The organism is Stenotrophomonas sp., assembly GCF_036662295.1.
Lineage (GTDB): Bacteria > Pseudomonadota > Gammaproteobacteria > Xanthomonadales > Xanthomonadaceae > Stenotrophomonas.
This window is the reverse complement of the sequence record NZ_JAVWXA010000001.1, coordinates 88,113-107,005: the sequence shown is the minus strand read 5'-3', so window position 1 is coordinate 107,005 and position 18,893 is coordinate 88,113. Positions and strand designations below refer to the sequence as shown.

13 protein-coding genes are annotated in these 18,893 nt (G+C 69.8%); 6 read left to right on the top strand and 7 right to left on the bottom strand.

Features of this window, described 5'->3' with window-relative positions; translation table 11 throughout:
* Positions 1-26 precede the first annotated feature (26 nt).
* Positions 27-3,377, bottom strand: a complete 3,351-nt coding sequence (locus tag RSA25_RS00460; RefSeq protein WP_332806949.1) for a GH92 family glycosyl hydrolase — start codon at positions 3,375-3,377, stop codon at positions 27-29.
* 387 nt (positions 3,378-3,764) lie between these two features.
* Between RSA25_RS00460 and RSA25_RS00455 the strand changes: the two genes are divergently transcribed.
* The 3 genes from RSA25_RS00455 to RSA25_RS00445 are packed head-to-tail and all read left to right on the top strand — an operon-like array spanning position 3,765 to position 6,393.
* Positions 3,765-3,962: a zinc-finger domain-containing protein gene (locus RSA25_RS00455; protein ID WP_128097818.1), complete on the top strand. Its 198-nt coding sequence runs from the start codon at positions 3,765-3,767 to the stop codon at positions 3,960-3,962.
* Positions 3,963-3,977: 15 nt separating this feature from the next.
* Positions 3,978-5,090 carry a glycosyltransferase gene (locus RSA25_RS00450; RefSeq protein ID WP_332806948.1) on the top strand — a complete coding sequence of 371 codons (1,113 nt, stop codon included), beginning with the start codon at positions 3,978-3,980 and terminating at the stop codon, positions 5,088-5,090.
* Positions 5,091-5,100: 10 nt separating this feature from the next.
* The gene (locus RSA25_RS00445) at positions 5,101-6,393 is read left to right on the top strand and encodes an O-antigen ligase family protein (RefSeq protein WP_332806947.1); all 1,293 of its coding nucleotides are present in this window, start codon (positions 5,101-5,103) and stop codon (positions 6,391-6,393) included.
* A 183-nt stretch (positions 6,394-6,576) separates the two neighbouring features.
* On the opposite strand, the gene RSA25_RS00440 is transcribed toward RSA25_RS00445, so the two are convergent.
* Positions 6,577-7,497: an LpxL/LpxP family Kdo(2)-lipid IV(A) lauroyl/palmitoleoyl acyltransferase gene (locus tag RSA25_RS00440; protein ID WP_332806946.1), complete on the bottom strand. Its 921-nt coding sequence runs from the start codon at positions 7,495-7,497 to the stop codon at positions 6,577-6,579.
* Positions 7,498-7,583: 86 nt separating this feature from the next.
* Between RSA25_RS00440 and waaA the strand changes: the two genes are divergently transcribed.
* Entirely contained in the window at positions 7,584-8,882 is a 1,299-nt protein-coding gene (gene waaA / locus RSA25_RS00435; protein WP_332806945.1) for a lipid IV(A) 3-deoxy-D-manno-octulosonic acid transferase, read from the top strand.
* 21 nt (positions 8,883-8,903) lie between these two features.
* Here waaA and mgtE read toward each other — a convergent pair whose 3' ends face one another.
* The 5 genes from mgtE to RSA25_RS00410 form a co-directional block, all read right to left on the bottom strand.
* Positions 8,904-10,286 (bottom strand): magnesium transporter, encoded by a 1,383-nt coding sequence (mgtE, locus tag RSA25_RS00430; RefSeq protein ID WP_332806944.1) that lies wholly within the window; start codon positions 10,284-10,286, stop codon positions 8,904-8,906.
* Between the two features lie 48 nt (positions 10,287-10,334).
* Positions 10,335-11,003 (bottom strand): hypothetical protein, encoded by a 669-nt coding sequence (locus tag RSA25_RS00425; RefSeq protein ID WP_332806943.1) that lies wholly within the window; start codon positions 11,001-11,003, stop codon positions 10,335-10,337.
* Between the two features lie 569 nt (positions 11,004-11,572).
* Complete coding sequence (locus RSA25_RS00420; RefSeq protein WP_332806942.1) at positions 11,573-12,940, bottom strand: TolC family outer membrane protein; 1,368 nt, start codon at positions 12,938-12,940, stop codon at positions 11,573-11,575.
* A 16-nt stretch (positions 12,941-12,956) separates the two neighbouring features.
* Complete coding sequence (locus RSA25_RS00415; RefSeq protein WP_332806941.1) at positions 12,957-13,604, bottom strand: protein-L-isoaspartate O-methyltransferase; 648 nt, start codon at positions 13,602-13,604, stop codon at positions 12,957-12,959.
* Positions 13,605-13,742: 138 nt separating this feature from the next.
* Complete coding sequence (locus tag RSA25_RS00410) at positions 13,743-14,414, bottom strand: TetR/AcrR family transcriptional regulator (protein WP_332806940.1); 672 nt, start codon at positions 14,412-14,414, stop codon at positions 13,743-13,745.
* 122 nt (positions 14,415-14,536) lie between these two features.
* Here RSA25_RS00410 and RSA25_RS00405 point away from each other — a divergent pair, with 122 nt between their 5' ends.
* Positions 14,537-15,652 carry an efflux RND transporter periplasmic adaptor subunit gene (locus tag RSA25_RS00405; protein ID WP_332806939.1) on the top strand — a complete coding sequence of 372 codons (1,116 nt, stop codon included), beginning with the start codon at positions 14,537-14,539 and terminating at the stop codon, positions 15,650-15,652.
* Positions 15,653-15,655: 3 nt separating this feature from the next.
* On the top strand, positions 15,656-18,814 hold the full coding sequence (locus tag RSA25_RS00400; RefSeq protein ID WP_332806938.1) for an efflux RND transporter permease subunit: 3,159 nt from the start codon (positions 15,656-15,658) through the stop codon (positions 18,812-18,814).
* Positions 18,815-18,893 lie beyond the last annotated feature (79 nt).

Here is an 18,893-nt window from a genome sequence, read left to right as displayed (position 1 = left end):
CTGCAGAAATCCGTTCATGCCCATGCTCACTTCGCCCCCGCCGGTGCCAGCAATTCCACCTCGGCCAGCTGCATCCGGCCCGGCCCGGCGATGCGCAGCCGGTACTCGGCGTAGCGGCCGGGCGCTGCGATGGCGAACGGTCGGGTCTGCTGCGCCCAGGCGAAGTCTTCGCCGCGGCGCTGGTCCAGCGTGGTCCAGCGCCCGCCCTGCGTACGCGCTTCCAGCGTCCACTCGCCGCCGCGGATGGGGCCGTTGCCGCTGGTCAGCGTGTACATCGCCGGCACACCCTCGCTGACGCCGCTGAAGGTGATCGTGGCGGCACCGGTCTGCACCAGGGTGGCCGCATCGTCGTCCAGCAGCGCGGGCAACGCGCGGCCATCGGCGCCCTGGGCGCGCGCGTTGCCGCCCAGCAGGTCATGCAGCAGCGCGGGGCGCTGGCCGCGCGCGGTCAGCGAACGCGGCGCATCATCCGGCCCGCTGCCCCAGGTGGACGGCGCGGGGCCCATCACGAAGTCCAGCGTGGCGCCCTTGGCGATCACCTCGTGCGGCACCCAGGTCTTGTGCCACGGCTGGCCGTTGATCTTCAGCGACTGCACGTACACGTTCTCGCGCGTGTTGTTGGCCGCGTTGACGGTCAGCACGGCGCCGCCCTGCAGGGTCACCCTGGCGTGGCGGAAGGCCGGCGAGCCGATCGCATACTCGGGTGCGCCCATGCGCAGCGGGTACAGGCCCAGCGAGGCCAGCACGTACCACGCCGAGGTTTCGCCGTTGTCTTCATCGCCGGGGTAGCCCTGGCCGATCTCGCTGCCCACGTACAGCCGCGCCAGGATCTCGCGCACGTGCTGCTGGGTCTTCCACGGCTGGCCGGCATACAGGTACATCCACGGGATGTGGTGCGCCGGCTGGTTGCTGTGGGCGTACATGCCCATGCGCACGTCGCGCGCCTCGGTCATCTCGTGGATGGTGCCGCCGTAGGAGCCGGCCAGGGCCGGGTCGGCGGTTTCCGGAGTGGCGAAGAAGGCGTCCAGCTTCGCCGCCAGCGCCTTGCGTCCGCCATACAGCGAGGCCAGGCCTTCGCCGTCATGCGCGGCGGTGAAGGCGAAGGTCCAGCCGTTGGATTCGGTGTAGTCATGGCCCCACACGCGCGGGTCGTAGTCCTTGGCGGCCAGGCGCCACTGGCCATCGGCCGTGCGGCCCTGGAAGAAGCCGGCGGCCGGATCGAACAGGGTGGCGTAGGTGCCGGCGCGGTGGCGGAAGTAGTCCGCCTCGGTGGCGTAGCGCTCGCGCGCGGCGGCCGTGGTCGCGCGCCTGGCCAGCGCCTGGGCCATGTTGGCGATGCCGAAGTCGTTGAGCGCCCCTTCCATCGTCCAGGACATGCCCTCGTGCACCTCGGTGTTGGCATAGCCGCGGAAGGTGGAGTGCTGCATGCCCTTGCGCCCCACGTGGCGGTCCGGCGGCACCACGGTGGCATTGCGCAGCGCCGCCGCGTAGGCCTCTTCCGGATCGAAGCCGCCGATGCCCTTCAGCCAGGCATCGGCGAAGGCCACGTCCGAGCTGGTGCCCACCATCAGGTCGGCATAGCCGGGCGAGGACCAGCGCGCCACCCAGCCGCCGGCGCGGTACTGCTCGAGGAAGCCCTGCACCAGCGCCCCGGCGTCGTCCTTGGTGAACAACGCATAGGCCGGCCAGGTGGTGCGGAAGGTGTCCCAGAAGCCGTTGTTGACGTACACCTTGCCGTCGCGGATTGGCGCGAAGCTGCGCGTGGCGCTGCCGTCGGTGTTGTCCTCGGCGGCGCTGGCCTGGCTGGCATAACGCCAGTCCGGCGCGGCGGCGGTGCCGGCGTTCTCGTGCCCGGAATTGGGGTACAGGTACAGGCGGTACAGGCTGGAGTACAGCGTGGTTTTCTCATCGTCGCTGGCATCGCCGATGTCGAACGGCGCCAGGCGCGCGTCCCACGCGTCCTGTGCGCGCGCGGCCACACGTTCCAGGGTGTCATCGGCGGCCAGCTCCAGGGCCAGGTTGTGGCGTGCCTGCTCCAGCGAGATCAGCGAGGTGGCGATGCGCATCGTGACCGTGCGCGCGGGGCCCGGGTCGAACTTGATGTAGCCGGTGGGGCGGCCGGTCTGGATACGGCCGCTGGCGCGCCAGGGTGCGTCGAAGCCGGCCACCACGTACATGCGGGTGGCGCCGTTGGACAGGCCGCTGCGGGTGTCGGTGTAGCCGGACAGGGTCTGTGTCGCTTCATCCAGGGTCAGTCCGCCGCGCGCGTCTACGTTGTCGAACAGCAGGTTGGCATCGCCCTTGTCCGGGAACCGGAACTGGAACAGCGCGGCGTGGTCGGTGGGGGCGATGGCCGCGGCGATGCCGTTGTCGAACCGCACGTCATAGCGGTAAGGCCGCGCCTGTTCGTTGTCGTGGGAGAAGGACAGCGCCCGCTTGGCGCGGTCGGCCTCGGGCACGCCACGGCTGGCCGAAGGCATGACCTGGAACGTCTGGCGATCGCCCATCCACGGGCTGGGCTGGTGGCTCAGCGCCAGCGCCTGCAGCTGCGGGCGGTTGCGCGCATCGTTCTGCTCGTTCCAGCGGTACAGCCAGTTCAATGCGCCGGCATCGGTGACCGGGGTCCAGAAGTTGAAGCCGTGCGGCACGGCGGTGGCCGGGAAGTTGTTACCGCGCGAGAAGGTGCCGTTGGCCTGCGTGCCGCGCGTGGTCAGCACCCATGCCGAGGCGCGTTGCGGGGCCACGCGTGGCTGTGGGTCCAGGCGCACATCGTCGATCCATCCGGCCACCGGGGCGCCGCTGGCGCTGGCCACCTGCAGCTCCACCGCCACCACGCGGCGGCCGCGCAGGGCGGCGACGTCGCCCAGGCGCACCGCCTTGCGCGCCCACTGCTGCGGGTACAGCGTCTTCGAGTCGCCCTGCGCGGCCGCGCCCAGTGCCACCCCGTGCTGGTCGCGCGCGGCGCTGGCCGAGACCCGGCTGCCGTCGTCGAGCAGCAGGTCCAGCGAGACGTAGGTGGAGGCGACCGTATCGCCACCGACGATCTCCGGCAGCACCATCCAGCTCAGCGTGGTGTCGGCCTCGATGGCCAGGTCGGTATCGAACAGGCGACGCTGCTGGGTGCCGCCGGCGCCGGTGTAATGCAAGGCGCGCAGGCCGCTGTAGCCCACGCCGGGCTTGGCCGCGTAAGGCGCGCGCGGCCCGTTGCCGATGGCCACCTGCAGTGCCTGCGTGCCGCCCAGCGGGGCCGGCTCGCCGGCTTCGAAGGAGGTCTGCAGGCCTTGGCCCAGCGCGGGCAGGGCGAGCGAGGCACAGGCCAGGGCAAGGGCGAGCGGCAACAGGGCAGGGCGGGCGGAGCGCGGAGCGGACACGGTCATGCAGGAGACTCCCGGAAGGGGCAGGCGGCAGGCGATGCCCGCATCGGCGACCACGGCAGACCGCATCACCCCGGCCGCCAGCGGCGGACAGGTGGGCGATGCAGGTCCGGCGGGGGACGGGCCATGCGATCGGGACAGGATTGGAACCGGTCCGATGCTGCAACAGGCGTGGCGGCGCTGGCAAGTGCCATTTAGTTCGATCCAAACACTGAAAAATGCGATGTTGCGGTGCCGATTGACAGCGTCTTTGGATCGATTTAAAAAGAGCGGTGCAGTGGCCTCCGCCGCCGCGCTGCGCCGGCAGCGCCCGTTCGATGCCCACGCGCGGCCGGGCCGGCGCCGGATGCTAGAATCGACACCTTCGCAATTCCTTTGTGTGTCCACGCCATGAGCCATACCGCCACTGCGCCCGCCAACGCCGAGAAGCGCTACACCGTGCATCGCGCCGACCTGCCGCTGAGCTGCCCGACCCCGGAAATGGCCCTGTGGAACTCGCATCCGCGCGTGTACCTGCCGATCGAAGACGAGCCCAACGGCGAGGCCAAGTGCCCGTACTGCGGCGCCGTGTTCGTGCTGGCCGACTGAGCCACGGCCGTCGCCGTGCGCCGACTGACCGTGGTGCAGCTGCTGCCGGCGCTGCACTCCGGCGGGGTCGAACGCTCCACCCTTGAAATCGCCGCCGCCCTGGTTGCCGCCGGCCACCGGGCCATCGTCGTGTCCGCCGGTGGGCGCCTGGTCGAACCGCTGCTGGCCAGCGGGGCCGAGCACCTCACCCTGGACATCGGCCGCAAATCGCTGCTGACCCTTCGCCACGTGCGCAGCCTGCGCAACCTGTTTGCCGAGGTCGGCGCGGACATCGTGCATGCCCGCTCGCGGCTGCCGGCGTGGCTGGGCCTGTATGCGGTGCGCAACCTACCCGCCGCCGGGCGCCCGCATTGGGTGACCACCGTGCACGGGCTCAATTCGCCGGGCCGCTACAGCGCGGTGATGACCAGCGGCGAGCGCGTCATCTGCGTGTCCAACAGCGTGCGCGACTTCGTCCTGGCCAATTATCCGGCCGTGCCGGCCGACCGCCTGCAGGTCATCCCGCGCGGGGTGGATGTGGCGCAGTTCCCGCGGGTGGCGCGCAACGACCGCCGCGCGCGGCTGGCGGTGGCCGGGCAGCATCCCGCGCTGGCAGGCGAGGGCCCGCTGCTGCTGTTGCCTGGTCGCGGCACCCGCCTCAAGGGCCATCGGCACGCGCTGCAGCTGCTGGCCGGCCTGCACTCGGCCGGGGTGCCCGCCCGCGTGTGGATGCCCGGCACCCGCGAGCCGGGTCGCGAGGCCTACGTGGCCGAACTGGAGGCCCAGGCACGTGCGCTGGGCGTGGCCGAGGCCGTGCTGATGACCGCGCCCACCGCGCGCATCGCCCAGGCGTATGCGGCCAGCGACCTTGTACTGCAGTTGTCCGACAAGGCCGAGGCGTTCGGGCGCACCGTGCTCGAAGCGCTGTCGGTGGGGCGGCCGGTGCTGGGCTGGGACCACGGCGGGGTGGGCGAGCTGCTTGCCCAACTGCAGCCGTCCGGTGCGGTAGCCTTGCATGATGACGCCGCCTTGCTGGCGCGTGCGCGGCACCTGCTGCAGCACCCACCCGGCCTGCCGGCGCGGATCCCCTTCACCTTGCAGGCGATGCAGCGTGACACGCTCCAGCTCTACACCTCCCTCGCCGGCTGAACCGGCCCTCGTGCCCGGTTCCCCGGCCTCGCGTGCCGGCCATTGGGCGCCGTGGTGGGTGCTCGCCTTCGTGGCGATGTGGCCGCTGCCTGGCATCGCCGAGGGCGTGCTGGTGCTGGGGGCGTGCTACGCGGCGGTGCGCATGGTGCAGCTGCGCATGCAGGGCAAGCAGCGGCTGTTGAGCGCGCCGGCCTGGGCGCTGACCAGCATTCTGTTCCTCGGCTATTGGTTGCCGCAGGCATTTTCCGCCTTCGATGCGATCGACCCGGCCACCGCCTGGCGCAAGACCGCCGCCGGCCTGCGCTACCTGCCTTTCATGTGGCTGGTGGCGATTGCCGTGGCCACCCCGCAACGCCGTCGCCTCACCCTGGGCGGCATCGCGCTGATCGCCGCGGTGTGGACGCTGGATGCGCTGGCCCAGGCGCTGTTCGGCGGCAGCCCGCTGTTCTGGTCGATGGACCAGCTCAAGTGGGCCGTCAGCGGGCACGGGTTGTGCAGCGCGCAGGAAATGGCGGCCGTGGACCGGCTCAGCGGCGTGCTGGGGCCGTGCAACCTCAAGTTCGGCCAGGTGCTGGCCAGCCTGTCGCCCTTCGTGTTGTTTGCCGCCGCCCGCCGTGCCGGTGTCTGGGGCTGGGCGCTGGCGGCCGCCGCGGTGGGCGTGGTGCTGCTGCTGGCGGGCTCGCGCGCGGCATGGCTGACCTATGCCTTGGTGGTGGTGTTTTCCGGCTGGCGCCTGCTGGGCGCGCGCGGCCTGCTGGCCTGCGTGGCCATCGGCCTGGTCGCGGCGGTCGCGGTGGGGCTGGGCTCGGCGCAGGTGCGCGAGCGCGTGGCGCGCACCGCCATGGCCTGGGAAGGCGAGGGCGATGGCGTGAACCAGGCCTTGTCCGGCCGCGCGCAGATCTGGGAAGCCGCCGGCTGCATGATCGCCGGCCATCCGATCAACGGCGTGGGCGCGCGCGGCTTCCGCGACGCGTATCCCGGCTGCAACCCGGCCCCGCAGGCGCAGGAGGTGTGGGGCGACGGCCCGGCGTTGCATGCCCACCAGATCGTGCTGGAAATCCTGACCGAAACCGGCGTGCTGGGCCTGCTGCTGTGGCTGGCGGCGGTGGCGCAGGCGTGGCGCGCGTGGCGTTTCGCGCCGCTACCGGCGCGCGAGCGTGCACGCCCGGCGATGTTGGCGCTGGCGGTCACCGTGTTTCCGCTCAATACCCACCTGGCGTTCTATTCCACCTTCTGGGGCGGCCTGACGCTGCTGCTGGCCGCGCTGTATGCGGGCAGCCTGTTGGCCAGGGACGAGGGGTAAGGGGTATCGCCAGCCCCGTGGGGGGCGATCCGGGGTTTGCGTGCAGCCACCGTGGTTGGGGCAGGGTACCGGTGGTAGAGCCACGCCATGCGTGGCTGATCTTCAATCCGGCGCCGATGCAGCCACCCATGGGGTGGCGCTACCCGGAGATCCGGCGCCGATGCAGCCACCCATGGGGTGGCGCTACCGGTAGTAATCGCTGCGGCCACCGGGCTGGCGCTTGAAGCGGCGGTGGATCCACAGGTACTGGTCGGGGGCCTCGCGGACCATGGCTTCGATGGCCTGGTTGACGCGAGCGGTGTCGGCTTCCACATCGTCGCTGGGGAAATGTTCCAGCGGCGCGCCGATCTTGAGGAAATACCGGCCGCCTTCGCGGCGGTGGAAATACGGCACCACCGCGCAGCCGGTCATGCGCGCCAACTGGTGGGTGGCGGTGATGGTGGCGGCGGTGTGGCCGAAGAACGGCACGAACACGGTGTCCTTGCCGCGCATGTCCTGGTCCGGCGCATACCAGAGGAAGCCGCCCTTCTTGAGGTGGCGGACGGTGGCGCGGATGTCTTCGTTGGCGTACATCGCCTTGGCATAGCGCAGCCGGCCGAACTTGACCGCCCACTCATACACCGGGTTGCGGTGCTTGCGGTACATGCCCGACAGGTCCACGTGGTCGCACAGCAGGCGCCCGCACATCTCCAGGGTCATGAAGTGGCCCGAGACCAGCAGCACGCCGCGGCCTTCGGCCTGCATCTGCTTGAGGTGCTCCAGGCCTTCGATCTGCACCTGCGGGCGGATGCGGTCGATGCTGCCCCACCAGGCGCGGGCGAACTCGAAGATGCCCACGCCCAGCGCGTCGAAACTGTCGCGCAACAGGCGCTGCCGCCAGGCCTCGTCCTTTTCCGGGAAGCACAGCCGCAGGTTGACCTCGGCCGCGCGTCGGCGGCTGCCGGCCAGGCGGTAGGCCACGGTGCCCACGCCGCGGCCGAGCGCGCGCTGCAGCAGCCAGGGCAGCCGGGCCACGCCGAAGGCGGCGAACATGACGGCGAACATCGGCCAGTTGCGCGGGTCGCGCAGGGACGGGCGGGTGGCGGTGGAAGCGTTATCTGACATGGCCTCGATTCTAATGGATGCGTCCGGGCAGGCCCATCACGGCGGTGCGGGATGCCATCCCCGCGCCGCTCCCGTATCCTCTGCGCATGCGCAAAAGCCCTGTCGAATGGATCCTGCGCGGCCTGTACTCGGCCGTGCTGTACCTGTTGCTGCCGATCACCGTGTACCACCTGGTCTGGCGCGGCTTCCGGGTGCGCGAGTACTTCCGGCGCTGGGACGAGCGCTATGCCTCCTATCCGCATTCCAGCGGCCAGCCGCGGGTGTGGCTGCACGCGGTGTCGGTGGGCGAGGTCAACGCCGCCGCCCCGCTGGTCAATGCGCTGCGCAAGCTGCGCCCGGACATCCGCTGGGTCATCACCACCATCACCCCGACCGGCTCCGAGCGCGTGCGCGCGCTGTGGGGCGATGCGCTGGACCACGTGTACCTGCCGTACGACGTGCCCGGCAGCGTCGGCCGCTTCCTCGGCCACTTCAAGCCGAGCCTGGCGCTGATCCTGGAAACCGAGCTGTGGCCGAACCTGCTGTTCGGCTGCCGCGACCGCGGCATTCCGGTGTACATCCTCAACGCGCGGCTGTCGGCGCGCTCGCTGCGCGGCTATCGCCTGCTGAGCGCGTTGATCGGCCGCGCGCTGCGCACCGTCACCTGCGTGGCCGCCCAGTCGCAGGATGACGCCGAGCGCTTCATCCACCTCGGCGCGCTGCCCGAACAGGTGCAGGCGCTGGGCAACCTCAAGTTCGATATCGCCGCGCCCAACGTGCAGGGCTTCGTCGCCCAGTTCCACGCGCTGGTGCCCGCCGACCGCCCGGTCTGGATCGCCGCCAGCACCCATGAAGGCGAAGAACAGACCACCGTCGACCTGCACCGGCGCCTGCGCGAGGCGCTGCCCGGCCTGCTGCTGTTGTGGGCGCCGCGCCACCCCGAGCGGTTCCCGCGGGTGGAGGCGCTGGCCCGCGAGCAGGGCTGGAAGGTGGCCACGCGCCGCCAGCAGCAATGGCCGCAGGCCGATACCGATGTGTTCGTGATCGATACGCTGGGCGAGCTGATGTCCTTCTACGGGTGCGCGCAGGTGGCGTTCGTGGGCGGCAGCCTGCAGGCCATCGGTGGCCACAACCTGCTGGAGCCGGCCGCCATGGGCACCGCGGCGGTGACCGGCCCGCACCTGCACAACTTCGCCGAGATCTCCCGGCGCATGCGCGAGGCCGGCGCGGTGGTGATCGCCGAGGATGCGCAGGGCGTGGGCGATGCCCTGCTCACCCTGCTGCGCGATCCGCAGGCCCGCGAAGACATGGCCCGCGCCGGTTGCATGCTGGTCAGCAACGGGCGCGGCGCGTTGGAGCGCACCGTGGCGCTGATCGCCCCGCACCTGCCGCCGCCGGTGGAGTGAGCACCGGCGGCGCGTTCCCGCTTACGCCGCTGCCAGCAGCAGGTCGCCCAGGAACAGGTAGGCGAAGCCGAAGTAGATGAACACCCCGACCAGGTCCATGATCGAGGTGATCATCGGCGAGGACAGCGTGGCCGGATCGGTGCCGATGCGGCGCGCGGCGAACGGCAGCAGCGCGCCGATGATGCCGCCCAGCGCGGTGCACACCAGCATGCTGCAGCCCACCACCAGCAGCACGTCCATGCCCACGCCCTTGCTGAAGTAGGCCAGGATCGCCTCCAGCAGTGCGATGGTGACGCCCAGCCCGGCGGCCACCGGCAGTTCGCGCCGGATCACAAAGCCCACGTCGCGCCAGCGCAGCGTCAACTCGCCCAGCGCCATGCTGCGGATCACCAGCGTGGCCGACTGGCTGCCCGTGTTGCCGCCCATGTCCACGATCGGGGCGATGAACGCGGCCAGCACGATCACCTGGGACAGCAGCGCTTCCTGCGCGGCCACGAAGGTGCTGGTGAGGATGCCGAAGCCGGTGAGGATCGCCAGCCAGAACACGCGCACGCGGAACATCTGCGCCAACGGCGTGCTGCGCACGTCCAGGTCGTTGCCCTGCGCACTCACCGTGCCGCCGAAGCGGGCGAGCTGCGAGGCGTCCTGCTGCTTCTCGATGTCCATCGCATCGTCCACGGTGACGATGCCGATCATGCGGCCGTCGGCATGGGTGACCGGCAATGCCAGCAGGTCGTAGCGGCGGATCAGTTCAGCCGCCTGCAGCTGCGGCCAGTACGCATCGGCGGTGGTGGGCGGGTTGCGCATGATCGAGGCGATGGGCGTGCCGCCCTCGGCCAGCACCAGCTCGCGCAACGCCACGCTGCCGCGCAGGCGCTGGTCTTCGTCGAGCACGAAGAGGATGTTGATGGTTTCCTTGTCCAGCCCGGTGCTGCGCAGGTGGGTGATGGCCTCGGCCACGGTCATCTGCGGGGCCAGGCAGGCGTAGTCGGAGGTGGTGACCGCGCCCACCGTGCCTTCCGGATAGGCGGCCATCCGCAGCAGGTCGTCGCGCTCGGCCTTGGCCAGGGCCGGCAGCAGGTGCTGGCGCGCGGGTGCGTCGAGGCGGTGGTAGAGGTCGGCGCGGTCATCGGAAGGCAGGTGTTCGAACAAGGCCACCACCGCCGCGCGCGGCATGGCGGTGATCAGCGCGTCCTGGGCACCGTCGGGGAAATGGGCGAACAGCTCGGCACGGGCGGGCACGGGCAGCAGCATCAGCAACGCCAGCGTGGCCTCGGTGCCGAACAGGTCCAGCGCTTCGACCAGGTCAAGCGCGTGGGTGGTGTCGGCGATGGCGGCAAAGGCGGCGGCATCGTGCGAACGGAGCAGGGTGCGGATCGAGAACAGGAGGTCTTCGCGGTTCATGGGTATCTCCAGAAAAAGCAGTAGGCGCTGGGTGTGCGCGCGGAAGGGTCAGGGCAGGGCGGCGAGGTTGAGGCCCAGCGCCAGCCAGCGGCCATCGGGGTGGTGGTGCACGTGCCCGACCAGCAGATCGACGCTGGCCCCGGGCCATAGCGCCCGGCGCACGCCGAGCTGGCTGCGGCGTTGGTGCTCGGCATCGCGCGCGCTTTCGGCCAGCAGTGCCCAGTGGCGGTGCAGCGCGATCTCCATGCCGACGCCAGCGGTGCGGCCGCGCGCGTGGGGGTGGTGTGCCCAGCCCAGGTTGAGGTGCAGCTGTGCACGCTCCTGCGCATCCAGCGCGACAGTCAGTGGGACCGTGAGGTTCCAGTCATCGCCGCGCGGACGATGCGCGGTGCCGTCCCAGCCGACGCTGGCGGCCAGGCCCCAGCGCCGCGACGTGCGGGGCACCAGCACGCGCTTGGCGCCGACGGCCCACTGCGGGGTGTTCTGCCCCGGCGCGCGGGTCAGGCCGAGCGACCATTCGGTATCGGCCACGGTGCAGGCCGGCACGGCGGTCCACTCCTGGCCGTCACGGCTGTGCCGCACCCAGCTTTCCAGCTGGCAGTGGCGCGGATCGGTGATGCTGGCATCGTCCACCAGCAGGCTGGCGGCGGCGCGGGTATCGAAGGGAAGCACGGCCGCGCTCAACAACAGCGGGACCAGTACACGGCAGTGGTGCATGGGCAATCTCCAGGCAATCGGAAACGCCAGCGGCACCCTCGTCGGGGTCGTTGGAAACGGCGATGCAGGTGATGCGAGGCGGGCGCATCATGCGATGCGCGGGCAAGCCCCGTCCTTTGCGGACGGGGCCAACCTTGGGGTCAGCGGGTGCGTCGGCTCAGGCGCAGCAACGAGGTCGACTATGACTGTCCAAGGAGGGGTCTCTGGGGAGGAAGGAAGGCGGTGCGGGGCGCAAGGTAGACAGCGCCGGTGGCGGGGTCAAGCGCTTTTGCGCGGCTGATACCAAGGTATAGAACCGGCATCCCGACGCACCGCTGCAAACGCTGGGATGTGTTCTTTTTGCGGGAAATCGGCGTGGGCCGGGATGTGCGATGGGGTGTCGTGATCGACTGGTCTGGCGCGGGCGGTGGTGGGGAGGGTGGGGGAGTTTGAGGGGCCTTCCGGGGCGTGATTCTTTCGCCGATGCGTGCAGCCACCCATGGGGTGGCTCTACCTGCCGGTAAGGAAGCGCACGCAAAAAAAAACCACCCGCGTGCGGGTGGTTTTTCATCCAACGCCTGTGCTGCAGCTCAGTTGACCTGGGTGCTCGGCGTGGCGGCGGCCTGGGTCAGCAGGCGATTGATGTCCTGCAGTTCGGCGATGTCCAGCGTGCCCACGGCCTGGCCCAGCTGCAGGCGGTTCTGCAGGAAGGTGTAGCGCGCGTTGGCGTAATCCAGCTGCGCCGAGAACAGGATGCGCTGGTTCTGGATCACGTCCAGCACGGTGCGCGTGCCCACTTCCAGGCCCACCTGCGAGGCGTCGTAGGCGCTCTGTGCCGAGACCACGGCCAGGCGACGGGCTTCCACTTCGCTGATGCCGGCCACCAGCACCTGGTAGGCGTTGCGGGTGTTGCGGTCGAGCGCGCGCTTCTGCTGCTCGTAGCCGTCCTGGGCGATGTCACGCTGGGCCAGCGCCTGGCGAACGCCGGACTGGGTGGCGCCACCGGAGAAGATCGGCACGTTCAGGGTCAGGCCGACGCTGTTGGTGCGGCGGTCCGGGCTGAAGCTGCTGCCGCTGCCGCTCCCCACCACGTCGCCCCAGCTGGCCGACTTGCCCACGTTGGCACCCAGCGACAGGGTCGGGTAGTGGCCACCACGCGCGGCCGACACGCCGGACTCGGCGGCGCTGACCTTCAGTTCCTGCGCCTTCAGCGCCGGGTTCTGCGCCACGGCCTCGCCCACCAGTTGGTCGATCTGCGCGTACTTGGCCGGCAGTTCCGGGCGGAAGTCGGCCGGCAGGGCACGCAGGTCGGCCACCGGCTGGCCGGTCAGTTCGGTCAGCGCCTGGTAGCTGTCGGCCAGGGTGTTCTGCGCGACGATCGTATTGGCGCGGGCCTGGTCGTACTGGGCGCGCGCTTCATGCACGTCGGTGATCGGGGCCAGGCCCACTTCCAGGCGCTTGTCGGCGAAGTCGAACTGCTTCTTGGCCGCCGCTTCGTTGGTCTGCGCAGCGGTCAGCGATTCGATCGCCACCAGCACGTTGAAGTACGCCGCCGAGGTGCGCACGATCAGGCTGTCGTTGGCCGAATCCAGGGTGAAGTCGGCCGCCTTGCTCAGGTCGCGCTGCGAACGCAGGTTGGCGAACTGGGTGAAGTTGAACAGCGTCTGGGAGCCGTTGATGGTGTAGCTGCGGCTCTTGGTGGTGAACGACTGCGAGCTCACGTCGTAGTCCGGCGCGGTGCGGGTACGGTTGAGCGAAGCCTCGCCATTGAGCTGCGGCAGCAGCGCGGCGCGCGCCTGCACGGCCCCTTCCTTGTCATACAGGCGGGTCGACTCGGCGGCGGACAGCTGCGGGTCGCCATTGCGCGCCATTTCGTAGACCTGCAGCAGGTCGGCGGCAGAGGCGGTCATCGGCAGCAGGGCGGCGGCCAGCGCAATAGCGAGGGATCGGCGGATCATTGCGGCTTCCTTGGACTCAGAGTTGGAACTGGGGCGCCGGAGCGGCACCGCGCAGGTAATCGATATCGGTTTCAAACAGCGACTCGGTGCTGCCATCGGCCTTGACCAGCACCGCTTCCATGACCGGCGACTGGCCGCGGATCACGAACAGACGGCCACCCGGACGCAGCCACTGGGTGAAACGTGACGGGATGGTGTCCACCGCAGCGGTCACGCAGATCGCGTCGAAGCGGCGGTCGGTCTCCCAGGCCAGCGCGTCGGCGGTCTCGATCCGCACGTTGTTGCCCAGGCCGGCGGCATCCAGGCGCGCACGCGCGGCGGCGGCCAGCTCGGGCTGGATTTCCAGGCTCAGCACTTCGCGCGCCAGCTCGCCCATGCAGGCGCTCAGGAAGCCGCTGCCGGTGCCGATTTCCAACACTTCCTCGCCCGGCTGCAGGTCCAGCGCCTGCAGGGTGCGGCCTTCGATGACCGGCTTCATCATCTTCTGGCCAAAGCCCAGCGGCAGCTCGATATCGGCATACGCCAGGGCCTTGTGCGATTCAGCGACGAACGCTTCGCGCGGCAGGCGTGCCAGTACATCGAGCACGCGGATCTCCAGCACGTCCCAGGGACGGATCTGCTGTTCGACCATCAGTTCGCGGGCGTGGGAGTAATCGATCGTCATGGGGGTTCTCGTTCCAGCGCAGTGGGCCGGCCATTTTACCGGTGCCGGGAGCCGGCGGCGCGCTGAGAGCATCGCTGCCGTCGCGCCGGGGTCGCAGTGCCGGAAGTCACCGCGACCTCCGGTCCATTCATCTTGATGTCACGCCGGTCGGCGCGGCGCGTACGCCCTCAGGAAAAACGCGACGCTGGCGCCCACGTGGGCATCGGCATCGCAGTCGGCCGGGGTCGGTCGCAGCCCGCACATCATATGCGTATGCAGCTCGCCTTTGAGCAGTGTCATCAGCTGCAGCGCGGCGGTCTGGCAGTCCTCGATCTCCAGTTCGCCCCGCGTCACCCGGGCCCGCAAGAACTCGGCCAGCGCGTCGGTGGTGCGCTGCGGGCCGGCCACCCAGAACATCTCGCGCAGGCGGTCGTCGGTCTCCGGGGCCATCATCACCCGCTGCACGGCCACCGCCTCGGCGGAGGTGATCATGCTGAAGAACGCATGCCCGATGCCCATGAGCTGGCCGTGCAGGGGCGCATCGTCATCGGTGACGAACAGCGCGTCGGGCAGCATGGCGACGCAGGTGGACTTCACAGCTTCGGTGAAAAGGGTCTCTTTGTCGCCGAAGTGGCTGTAAACGGTCAGCTTCGATACGCCGGCTTGGGCCGCGATACTGTCCATGCTGACCCCGTTGTAGCCCTGTTCGACGAACAGCGACTTGGCCGCCTCCAGGATGGCCGCACGTTTGCCCAGGTCCTTCGGACGGCCCGGTCCGGAGGCCTTGGCGGCCGGCTTGGCGGGCAGGGCGGGAGAGGTTGGATCAGTCATTCAAACAATACTAGACCAATCGGTTCGATATTTATACTATACCGGCTGGTTCACTATTGGCCGCGTTGCAACAGTATGTTGCCGGCGCGTTCTTCCGGAATTCTTCTCAGGTCCTGTACCTCATGAAAAACATGCGATGGGTGGGCGGCGCGATGCTGCTGGTGGTGCTGGCGGCGTGCGGCAAGCAGGACGCCGAGCCGGTGGCGGCGATCCCGGTGCTGGTGGTGCATCCGGGCACCGTGGCCGGCCAGGAAGCGGCGGCCTATCCCGGCGAGATCCACGCGCGCCAGGAAAGCCCGCTGTCGTTCCGGGTGGGGGGCAACCTGGTCAAGCGCGTGGTCGATGCCGGCCAGCGCGTGCGCAAGGGCGACCTGCTGGCCGAGCTGGACGCGGCCGACTACGCCTCCCAGGCCGCCGCCTCGCAGGCCCAGCTGGCCGCCGCCGAAGCGGACCTGGTGCGCGCCCGCGACGACCAGAAGCGCTATGCCAAGCTGGCCGAAGACCAGCTGGTGAGCCGCTCGGCGCTGGACCAGCAGACCGCCGCCTTCAAGGCCGCCCAGGGCCAGGCCAACGCGGCCCGCGCCAACCTGGCCGTGGCCCGCAACCAGGCCGGGTATGCGCAGCTGCGCGCGCCCACCGATGGCGTGATCGCCAGCCGCCAGGCCGAGGCCGGGCAGGTGGTCAGCGCCGGGCAGACGGTGTTCACCCTGGCCGCCGACGGCGGTCGCGAGGTGCTGATCGCGCTGCCGGAAAGCAGCATCCGCGACTACCAGGTGGGCCAGGCGGTGCAGGTGGAACTGTGGAACCGCCCGGGCCAGCTGCTGCCCGGCACGATCCGCGAGATTGCCCCGGCCGCCGATGCGCAGGCACGTACCTACGCCACCCGCGTGAGCCTGGCGCCGGCGGCGCTGGCCGAGGTGGAGCTGGGCCAGAGCGCGCGCGTGTTCGCCAGCGCCGGTCGCAGCGGCACGCTGCAACTGCCGCTGGCCGCCGTGCAGCGGGGCGCCGATGGCAAGGCCAGCGTGTGGGTGGTCAATCCGGCCACCGGTGCGCTCAAGGCCACCCCGGTCACCGTGGGGGCCTATGGCGCCGAGGCGGTGCCGGTGCTGTCCGGCGTGGGCGCCGGTGACTGGGTGGTGGCCGCCGGCGGCCACCTGCTGCGCGAAGGCCAGGTAGTGACCCCGGTGGACCGGCAGAACCAGCCGGTGCGGGCCCCGGCCCCCGGCAAGGGGCACTGAGCCGTGCGCCGCTTCAATCTTTCCGAGTGGGCGCTGGGCAATCGCGCGCTGGTGCTGTTTGCCATGCTCGCCTTCGCCATCATCGGTGCCTGGTCGTACAAGCACCTGGGCCAGTCCGAGGATCCGCCGTTTACCTTCAAGGTGATGGTGGTGCGCACGATGTGGCCGGGCGCCACCGCCGAGCAGGTCTCGCGCCAGGTCACCGAGCCGATCGAGAAGGCGCTGCTGAACACCGGGCAGTACGAGTTCATCCGTTCGTACTCGCGCCCGGGCGAATCCCAGGTGATCTTCGCCGCCCGCGACAGCCTGCGCTCCAAGGCGATCCCGGACCTGTGGTACCAGGTGCGCAAGCGCGTGGGCGACATCAAGCCGAGCCTGCCGCGCGAGATCGTCGGGCCGTTCTTCAATGACGAGTTCGGCGACACCTTCGGCAACATCTACGCCCTCACCGGGCAGGGCTTCGACTATGCGGTGATGCGCGATTACGCCGACCGCATCCAGCTGGAGCTGCAGCGGGTGCCGGACGTGGGCAAGATCGAACTGGAGGGCCTGCAGGACGAGAAGGTCTGGATCGAGCTGTCCAACACCAAGCTGGCCACGCTGGGCGTGTCGTTGCAGCAGGTGCAGCAGGCGCTGGCCGACCAGAACGCGATCGCCGCGACCAGCTTCTTCGAGACCCCCACCGACCGCGTGCAGCTGCGCGTGACCGGCCAGTTCCAGAGCGTGGACGACATCCGGCGCTTCCCGATCCAGGCCGGCGACCGCACCGTGCACCTGGGGGATATCGCGCAGATCAAGCGCGGTTTTGCCGACCCGGCCTCGCCGAAGATGCGCTTCATGGGCGAAGACGCCATCGGCATCGCGGTGGCGATGAAGGACGGCGGTGACATCCTGAAACTCGGCGCCACCCTGGATGCCGAGTTCGAGCGCCTGCAGAAGACCCTGCCGGCGGGCATGCACCTGCGCAAAGTCTCCGACCAGCCGCACGCGGTGGAAGAATCGGTGGGCGAGTTCGTGCAGGTGCTCACCGAGGCGGTGGTGATCGTGCTGCTGGTCAGCTTCTTCTCGCTGGGCCTGCGCACCGGGCTGGTGGTGGGCGTGACCATCCCGCTGGTGCTGGCGATGACGTTCTTTGTCATGCACTACTTCGACATCGGCCTGCACAAGATCTCGCTGGGCGCGCTGGTGCTGGCACTCGGCCTGCTGGTGGACGATGCGATCATCGCGGTGGAGATGATGGCCACCAAGATGGAACAGGGCTATGACCGCCTGCGCGCGGCCAGTTTTGCCTGGGAATCGACGGCCTTCCCGATGCTGACCGGCACGCTGATCACCGCCGCCGGCTTCCTGCCGATCGCCACGGCCGCCTCCAGCACCGGCGAGTACACCCGCTCGCTGTTCCAGGTGGTGACCATCGCGCTGGTGGTGTCCTGGATCGCCGCGGTGCTGTTCATCCCCTACCTGGGCGACAAGATGCTGCCGGACCTGTTCAATCCGCAGCCGCCCAAGCCGGACAGCCTGGCCGGGCGCTGGCACGCGCGGCGCCTGGCCTGGGCCGACCGCCATCCGGCGCTGGCGCGCTGGATCGCGCCCAAGGCGCACGATCACGACCACGACCCGTACCAGCGGCCGTTCTATACGCGCTTCCGGCGGTTCCTGGACCGTTGCCTGCGCCACCGCTGGTGGGTGATCGCGGCGACCGCGGCACTGTTCGTGTTCTCGCTGCTGATTTTCCGCTTCGTGCCGCAGCAGTTCTTCCCCGATTCGACCCGGCCGGAGCTGATGGTGGACATCGAGCTGGCCGAGGGCGCGTCGCTGCAGGCCACCCAGGCCCAGGCCGGCAAGCTGGAGAAGCTGCTCAAGGGCCGCGCGGGCATCCGCAACTACGTGGCCTACGTGGGCACCGGTTCGCCGCGTTTCTACCTGCCGCTGGACCAGCAGCTGCCGGCCACCAACTTCTCCCAGTTCGTGGTGCTCACCGACGACGCCGAGGCCCGCGAGGCCACGCGCGACTGGCTGCTGAAGGAGGTGATCCCGCAGTTCCCGGACGTGCAGATGCGCGTGACGCGGCTGGAGAACGGCCCGCCGGTGGGCTACCCGGTGCAGATGCGCGTGTCCGGCGAGCACATCGCGCAGGTGCAGGCGATCGCGCGCCAGGTGGAGGCCAAGGTGCGGGAAAACCCGCACGTGACCAACGTGAACCTGGACTGGAGCGAGCCGAGCAAGGTGGTGCGGCTGGTGCTGGACCAGGACCGTGCGCGCGCGCTGGGCGTGAGCAGTGCCCAGGTCAGCCAGTTCCTGAGCAGCTCGCTGTCGGGCATGAGCGTGAGCACCTATCGCGAAGGCAACCGCCAGATCGAGATGCTGCTGCGCGGGCCGGACAACGAGCGCGCCCAGCTGGGCCTGCTGGGCAGCCTGGCCATTCCCACCAGCGGCGGCACCCCGGTGACGCTTTCCCAGGTGGCGCGCCTGGAGTATGTGTTTGAAGACGGCATCATCTGGCATCGCAACCGCCTGCCGACGGTGACCGTGCGTGCCGACATCGGCGATGGCAAGCAGCCGCTGGACGTGGTGCAGCAGATCCTGCCGACGCTGGATGGCATCCGTGCGGCGCTGCCCAGCGGCTACCTGCTGGAGACCGGTGGCACGGTGGAGGATTCGGCGCGCGGCCAGGACTCGATCAAGGCCGGCATGCCGCTGTTCCTGATCGTGGTGGCCACGCTGCTGATGCTGCAGCTGCGCAGCTTCTCGCGCGCGGCGATGGTGCTGGTGACCGCGCCGCTGGGCATGATCGGCGCCACGTTGTTCCTGCTGCTGTTCCGCGCGCCGTTCGGCTTCGTGGCGCTGCTGGGCACGATCGCGCTGGCCGGCATGATCATGCGCAACTCGGTGATCCTGATCGACCAGATCCAGCAGGACATCGACGCCGGGCACGATCGCTGGCACGCCATCATCGACGCCACCGTGCGCCGTTTCCGCCCGATCGTGCTGACCGCGCTGGCGGCGGTGCTGGCGATGATCCCGTTGTCGCGCAGTGCGTTCTATGGCTCGATGGCGATCTCGATCATGGGCGGGTTGATCGTCGGCACGGTGCTGACGCTGGTGTTCCTGCCGGCGTTGTATGCGGCGTGGTTCCGGGTGAAGCCCAGCGAAGCGGAGTGAAACAGCGTCTCACCGGCATCCGTAGAGGACGCCGGTGAGGCGGTAGGGTCGGTTCCCAAACGACTGCCGATACCGTTGA